Source organism: Sphingobium sp. (genome assembly GCF_036170395.1).
In the GTDB taxonomy this organism is placed as follows: domain Bacteria; phylum Pseudomonadota; class Alphaproteobacteria; order Sphingomonadales; family Sphingomonadaceae; genus Sphingobium.
Genome location: NZ_JAVHPD010000081.1, coordinates 108,790 through 114,882 on the forward strand (window position 1 = coordinate 108,790; position 6,093 = coordinate 114,882).

The 6,093-nt window shown below is 65.6% G+C and carries 6 protein-coding genes and 1 tRNA gene; 4 read left to right on the top strand and 3 right to left on the bottom strand.

Going from position 1 to position 6,093, the window contains the following annotated elements:
• Nucleotides 1-2: 2 nt before the first annotated feature.
• Nucleotides 3-992, bottom strand: coding sequence for an SPFH domain-containing protein (locus tag V2B31_RS19865; protein WP_328281925.1), 990 nt, complete (start codon nt 990-992; stop codon nt 3-5).
• Between the two features lie 150 nt (nt 993-1,142).
• The gene (locus tag V2B31_RS19870; protein WP_328281927.1) at nt 1,143-2,021 is read right to left on the bottom strand and encodes a LysR family transcriptional regulator; all 879 of its coding nucleotides are present in this window, start codon (nt 2,019-2,021) and stop codon (nt 1,143-1,145) included.
• Between the two features lie 143 nt (nt 2,022-2,164).
• Here V2B31_RS19870 and V2B31_RS19875 point away from each other — a divergent pair, with 143 nt between their 5' ends.
• The 3 genes from V2B31_RS19875 (at nt 2,165) to dinB (ending at nt 4,610) form a co-directional block, all read left to right on the top strand.
• Complete coding sequence (locus tag V2B31_RS19875; RefSeq protein ID WP_328281929.1) at nt 2,165-2,716, top strand: carboxymuconolactone decarboxylase family protein; 552 nt, start codon at nt 2,165-2,167, stop codon at nt 2,714-2,716.
• A 73-nt stretch (nt 2,717-2,789) separates the two neighbouring features.
• Entirely contained in the window at nt 2,790-3,395 is a 606-nt protein-coding gene (locus V2B31_RS19880; protein ID WP_328281931.1) for a pyridoxamine 5'-phosphate oxidase family protein, read from the top strand.
• Between the two features lie 129 nt (nt 3,396-3,524).
• Entirely contained in the window at nt 3,525-4,610 is a 1,086-nt protein-coding gene (gene dinB / locus V2B31_RS19885; RefSeq protein WP_328281933.1) for a DNA polymerase IV, read from the top strand.
• 18 nt (nt 4,611-4,628) lie between these two features.
• Here dinB and V2B31_RS19890 read toward each other — a convergent pair whose 3' ends face one another.
• Nucleotides 4,629-5,435, bottom strand: coding sequence for a DUF1134 domain-containing protein (locus V2B31_RS19890; RefSeq protein ID WP_328281935.1), 807 nt, complete (start codon nt 5,433-5,435; stop codon nt 4,629-4,631).
• A 236-nt stretch (nt 5,436-5,671) separates the two neighbouring features.
• On the opposite strand from V2B31_RS19890, the gene V2B31_RS19895 reads away from it, so the two are divergent.
• Nucleotides 5,672-5,763, top strand: a tRNA-Ser gene (locus V2B31_RS19895).
• Nucleotides 5,764-6,093: the final 330 nt, after the last annotated feature.

A 6,093-nucleotide genomic window follows, 5' to 3' on the forward strand; every position in this document is an offset into this window, starting at 1 on the left:
GATCAGCGGATGCGGCCGAGCAGTTCCGCCTTCTTCGCGTCAAACTCCGCCTGGGTGAGAGCGCCCATTTCCAGCAGCTTGTGCAGCTTTTCAATGAGCGCGAAGGCGTCCTCCGCCGGGGCGGCCGGCGCGCTCGCCGCCCCGCCGAGCGCGCCGGCCATGGTCTGCCCGATGGCGAGACCCGCCGCCGCGCCCGCGCCGATGCCCGCAACACCGCCCGACTGCGCCGCCGCCGTCTCGATCGCTTCGGCGGCCTGGAACTTGGCGTAGCGATCGAGATCGCCGAGCACGCGCATGGAGCTTGCCTTGTCGAGATGCTTCTGGACCTCTTCGGGCAGCGACAGGCTTTCGACGAAGAAGCTCTCCACCGACAGGCCCCATAAAGCGAAGGCGGGCGCGACCGCCGCCTTGAGCGCGTCGGACAGTGCGCTCTGGCTGGCGGCAAGGTCCAGGAAGGGGGTGCCGCCGCCCGCGACGCCAGTCGCCAGCGCGGTCTGGATCGCGGCGCGCAGCTGCGGCTCGACATCCGTCACCTTGACTTCGCCCAGCGTTCCCATGATGCGGGAGGCGAAGGGCGCAACCTCCCTGATGCGGAAGCTGTAGCTGCCAAAGGCGCGGACGCGCAGCGGGCCGAGTTCGGGATCGCGCAGCGTCACCGGCTGCGCCGTGCCCCATTTGAGGCCGATCTGTTCCTTTTCCGAGAAGAAATAGACGTCCGACTTGAACGGCGACTTGAACGCCTTGTCCCAGTTCATGAGCGCGGTGAGCAGCGGCAGCGTGGCGGTGTCGAGCGTGTAGAGGCCGGGGCCGAACATGTCGGCGATGCGCCCTTCATTGAAGAAAGCGGCGATCTGCCCCTCGCGCACCGTCAGCTGCGCGCCATTCTGGATCTCGCGATCGGCGAGCGGCACCCGCCAGCCGAGTTGGCCGGGCTCCTCGACCCAATCGATGACATCGACGAACTGCTTCGAGAGAAAATCCAATATGCCCATAAAGTCCCCCTGTGCGCGGCGCAGTTTACGTGACCATGGGTGCAGGACAAGCGAATTCAAACGGAGCGGACAAGTCTGTCGGTGACGGCGGGACCAGATTGAGGCCGATCCTGAAGCCGAGGGGTGATCGGGCGGAACGGCGCGGGCCGGCTATCGCTCCAGCCTTGCCTTCAGTCGCGGGACGGCAAAATCGAGGAAAGCCCTCAGCTTGAGCGGCATGACTCTCTGGCCATGGTAGACCATCTGCACCGGCAACGGCGGGGTGTCGAACGGCTCCAGCACCTTTACCAGCAAGCCCCCGGCGACGGCGGCGGCCACCTGATAGGATAAGACCCGGATTATGCCGGCGCCTGCCAGCGCTGCATCGATCGCGCCGTCTGCCGTATTGACGGAAAAGCGCGGCGAAACTGCAACCTGCTGCGGGCCATCCACGCCGTCGAATGTCCAGATGCTGTCGGCATGAAGGCGTTCAAATCCGATACAGTCGTGCGCGGAGAGATGGCGCGGTGATTCAGGAACCCCGCGCGCGGCGAGATAGGCCGGGCTGGCGCAGGTGATCCAGCCTATCGAACCCAGTCGCGTCACTATCAGCCCGCTGTCGGGAAGGCTTCCGATCCGCACGGCCAGGTCTATGCGGTTCTCAACTATGTCGACGACATAGTCCGCCAGCGTCAGCTGGATCGCTATGTCGGGATAGGCCTTGAGAAATTCCAGGATGACAGGCTCGACATGTATCCGGCCGAACATGACAGGCGCCGTAATGGTCAGCTGTCCACGCGGGGTCCGATACTCGCCCGTGGCAAGGCGCTCCGCGTCATCCAACTCGTCGAGGATCTGCCGGCAGGAAGCGACATAGGACCGACCCGCCTCGGTCAGCAGTAGCTTGCGGCTGGTCCGCACGACAAGCTGGACGCGCAGATGGGTTTCAAGGTCGGCAACCCGCCGGCTCACCGTGGGCAGCGGGATGCCGAGCTTGCGCGAGGCAGCCGAAAGGCTGCCCCCGTCGATCGCCGCGACGAGCGTTCTCATGGCTTCAAATCGATCCATTGAGGCTTCCACTTTTCGGAAGAGACATTCTCCGAAATGCTGGATACTCAGAAATTCAGGAAGGAACTAGCTCTTTGTCCGCGGCCGACACCCGGCCGTGAACGCACGCACAAGGATCTGACCTCATGCCCCGCATTTCCCAGCCCGCCACGATCGCCGACGCCCCTGCCGCGTCTCGACCGCTACTCGAAACGGTGGTCAGCCAACTCGGCTCCGCGCCGAACCTGTTCCGCCTCGTCGCTGCCAGCCCGCAGGCGCTCGAAGGCTATCTCGCTCTGTCGGGCGCGCTCGGCAAGGGCGCCCTACCGGCGCAAACCCGCGAGCGCATCGCATTGGCGATCGCCGAGATCAACGGCTGCGCCTATTGCCTCTCGGCCCACACCTATCTCGGCAAGACCCTTGCCAAGCTGGACGATGCCGAGATCGCCGCCAATAGGAGCGGCGCGTCGAACGATCCCAAGGCCGACGCCGCCATACGCTTTGCCGCCAACGTGGCGCGGTCACGCGGGCATGTCAGCGACGCGGATTTCGCTGCGGTGAAGCAGGCCGGCTATACCGACGCCCAGATTATCGAGATCGTCCAGCATGTGGCGCTGAACATCTGGACCAACATGTTCAACAATGTCTTTCAGACCGACATCGACTTTCCGGTGGTGGACGCCCGCCAGGCGGCCTGACCGGCACGGTGGCGGCGCCGGCTTCGGCGGGCGCTCGCGGCTTTCCGCGACATAGTTTCAGGGGACGCATGGCATGACATTTTCCAGCGACATTGCCTTCACGCCAACGGTGAAAGCGCTTCAGGCCGCGCGCGGATCGCGCGACAGCTACGCCCGGATCGAACAGCGCGGCGGGTTCCGTACCAAGATCACCTCCGATCTGACGGATTTCCTGGCCGGGATCGATACCGCCTATCTGGCGACGGCCACGGCCGAAGGGCAGCCCTATGCCCAGCATCGTGGCGGCCCTCCCGGGTTCATCCGGGTGCTCGATGAGCAGACGCTCGGCTTTGCGGATTTCACCGGCAATCGGCAGTATCTGACCAGCGGCAACCTTGCCGAAAACGACAAGGCCTTCCTGTTCCTGATGGACTATGCCAACCGGCGCCGCATCAAGCTGTGGGGACGCGCGCGGGTGGTTACCGACGATCAGGCGCTGGTCGATCGGCTGATGCCCGAAGATTATCCCGCACGGCCGGAGCAGGCGATCCTGTTCACCGTGCTGGCATGGGACGTCAATTGCCCGCAGCACATACCCCGCAAGGTCGATGCGACCGACGTCGGCACGGCCATTGCGAGACTTGAGGCGCAAGTCGCCGCTCTCAAAGCGGAAAATGCCGCCTTGCGCGCCCGGACTTAATGAATGCGGCCATGAACTGCCCGCCACCCCCGCCCGCTGCGCGCCAAGGCTTTATATTCTCATCGGGGAAGGTCGGACAGCCGCGGCCTTCGTTTCCCTTTCGTTCCAGAGCGTGGCATAGCGGCGGGCATGGACTCGCCGCCTCTGCGCAAGATCATCCATATCGACATGGACGCCTTCTACGCGTCGGTCGAGCAGCGCGACGATCCTTCGTTGCGCGGGTTGCCGATCGCGGTGGGCGGGGGCGGGCCGCGCGGGGTGGTGGCGACGTGCAGCTATGAAGCGCGCAGGTTCGGCGTGCGCTCGGCGATGCCGGGCGGGCGGGCGCGGCGACTGTGCCCGGACCTCATCTTCGTGCGGCCGCGATTCGAGGTGTATCGCGCGGTGTCGGGGCAGGTGCGGGAGATTTTCGGCCGCTTTACCGACATCGTCCAGCCCTTGTCGCTCGACGAAGCCTATCTGGACGTGACGGTGAACAAGCCCGGCATCGCTTCGGCCACGGAGGTGGCGCGGCAGATCCGGGCGATGATCCGCGCGGAGACCGGCCTCACCGCGTCGGCCGGCGTCTCCTACAACAAGCTGATCGCGAAACTCGCGTCGGACCAGAACAAGCCCGACGGCATCTGCGTCGTGCGGCCGCAGGAGGGGGCGGATTTCATCGCGGCGATGCCCGTCCGGCGCATCCATGGCGTGGGGCCGGTGACGGCGAAACGGATGCAGGCGCTGGGGATCGAGACCGGGGCGGACCTGCGCGCGCGCGACATGGCCTTCCTGTCGGCGCATTTCGGCAGTGCGGCGCACTATTATTATCGCGCGGCGCGGGGCCAGGACGACCGGCCGGTGCGCGAGCGCGAGGGGCGCAAGTCGGTGAGCGTGGAGGACACCTTCCTCGATGACCTGACCGAGGAAGCCGCGCTGGTGGAACAGCTCGACCGGATCGCCGACAATCTCTGGGGACGGATCGAGAAGGCCGATGCCTGGGGGCGAACGGTGGTGCTGAAGGTGAAGTTCGCCGATTTCCGCATCATCACGCGATCGCGCAGCTTCGCCGCGCCGGTGCGGTCGCGTGAACTGCTGGCGCAGGTGGGGCGCGAGTTGCTGCTGGCGCAGCTGCCGCTGCGGATGGGGGCGCGGCTGCTGGGGCTGGGCATGCATAATCTGGAGGGGGAGGAGGACGCGGGCGAGCCGGGCGCGCAGTTGGCGCTCGGTCTCTAGCCTTCGTTCCGGGGAGGATCAGAAGGGCAGCCAGTTCCGCTTTTCGGAGAACTTCATATAGCCCGCGTTGACGCCGAGCCGATAGCCCACGCCGAGCCGGATGGGGATCAGCACCACATTGCCCCAGCGCAGATAGGAGGCGGTGAAGCCACCGACGAGATAGGCGGTGCCCTCCGCCGCGGGAAAGCGGTGGTAGAGATCCTGCGTGTCGTAGAGATTATAGACGAGGACGAAGGTGTTGGCCGCATTGCCGCCGACGTCGAAGCCGATCGACGGGCCGGTCCAATAGACTTCGCGCTTGCCCTCCACCTTGTGGTTGAGCGTGCCCGAGCCGTAGCGCAGGCCGACGACGAACGCCCCCGAGGCTTCGCGTCCGGCGATATAAGCGTTGGGGCGGCCCTGGTCCTTCAGCACCTTCTCGATCAGGCCGGCGAGCCCCTCCGCGCCCTTGCCAAACACGCCTTCGGCCGCGCCGATGAGGTCGTCCTGCTGGTAGCTGTCGCCGGGCGCGATGGCGGCGGGCGGGCTGCTGGCGGTGACGGGCGCGCCGGTGGCGGTAGTGCCGTCGGTGGTGACGGCGCTGTCCTCCCGGCTCGTGCCCGCGACGCTGCTGTCGGTGGGGACGCTGGGGTCGACGCCGGGATCGGTCGGCGCGCTGCGGGCTGGCGGCGGCGGGGCGAGATCGGCGTCGATCGCGGTGTTGGGATCGATGGTGCGCACCTGCGCCTGCGCCGCCACGGGGGTGACGGCAAGGCCCACCAGCCCCGCCGCGAGCACGACCGCGCGCGCCATGCGCCGGCCCAGCCGATCGACAATCCCGTCCATGCCCTTACACTCCCCGCAACCCGCTCGAAAAATCAATAAGCGCCCGATTATCGGCTGCCAAGCTGAAACGGCAATGAATGAACGGCCATGCGAGTCGATTCCACGCTGGACCGAGTCTTCGGGGCCGCGAAGGGCCGAGAAAAATCGCCGCGCTGCCCGTTGCCATGCCGCAAAGGCCCCGCTATAGCCCCGGACCTAGCCACTGCCCGCTTGGCGACAAGCGGGCAAATTTGCGCGGAGACGTGGGTGAGTGGCTGAAACCAGCGGTTTGCTAAACCGTCGTAGCCTTAAGGGGCTACCGAGGGTTCGAATCCCTCCGTCTCCGCCATCACCTTGCTATAAGAAGTTGAAATAAATAGGAAAAAAGCTGGCGGCTGTTTTGCAGCCCCACATTCGGCCCCACATCTATTAAATGTTTAAGCGGGTTCAGCTTGTTGCCTCGTCGCTGCTACTCCCAGCTGCCTCGCCGCTTGCTGCCTTGATCGCCCTTCTTCGACCGTAGAGCCGATGTGATGGCTCGCTCGATAAATCCACATGCTTCTTTTTGATTCGGCGTCCCTTGGGCCGCGTCGCATTTCGCTTGGTCGCTCTGATATGTCGTGGCGTGTCAATCGGCGTCCAAACGGGACCCCCGATCGGCGCGCAAAAGGGACCCCCT

What these genes read in the sequence shown, in the direction of transcription:
- V2B31_RS19865 (WP_328281925.1), bottom strand. Translation starts at nt 992, where the DNA reads ATGGGCATATTGGATTTTCTCTCGAAGCAGTTCGTCGATGTCATCGAT.
- V2B31_RS19870 (WP_328281927.1), bottom strand. Translation starts at nt 2,021, where the DNA reads ATGAGAACGCTCGTCGCGGCGATCGACGGGGGCAGCCTTTCGGCTGCC.
- V2B31_RS19875 (WP_328281929.1), top strand. Translation starts at nt 2,165, where the DNA reads ATGCCCCGCATTTCCCAGCCCGCCACGATCGCCGACGCCCCTGCCGCG.
- V2B31_RS19880 (WP_328281931.1), top strand. Translation starts at nt 2,790, where the DNA reads ATGACATTTTCCAGCGACATTGCCTTCACGCCAACGGTGAAAGCGCTT.
- dinB (WP_328281933.1), top strand. Translation starts at nt 3,525, where the DNA reads ATGGACTCGCCGCCTCTGCGCAAGATCATCCATATCGACATGGACGCC.
- V2B31_RS19890 (WP_328281935.1), bottom strand. Translation starts at nt 5,435, where the DNA reads ATGGACGGGATTGTCGATCGGCTGGGCCGGCGCATGGCGCGCGCGGTC.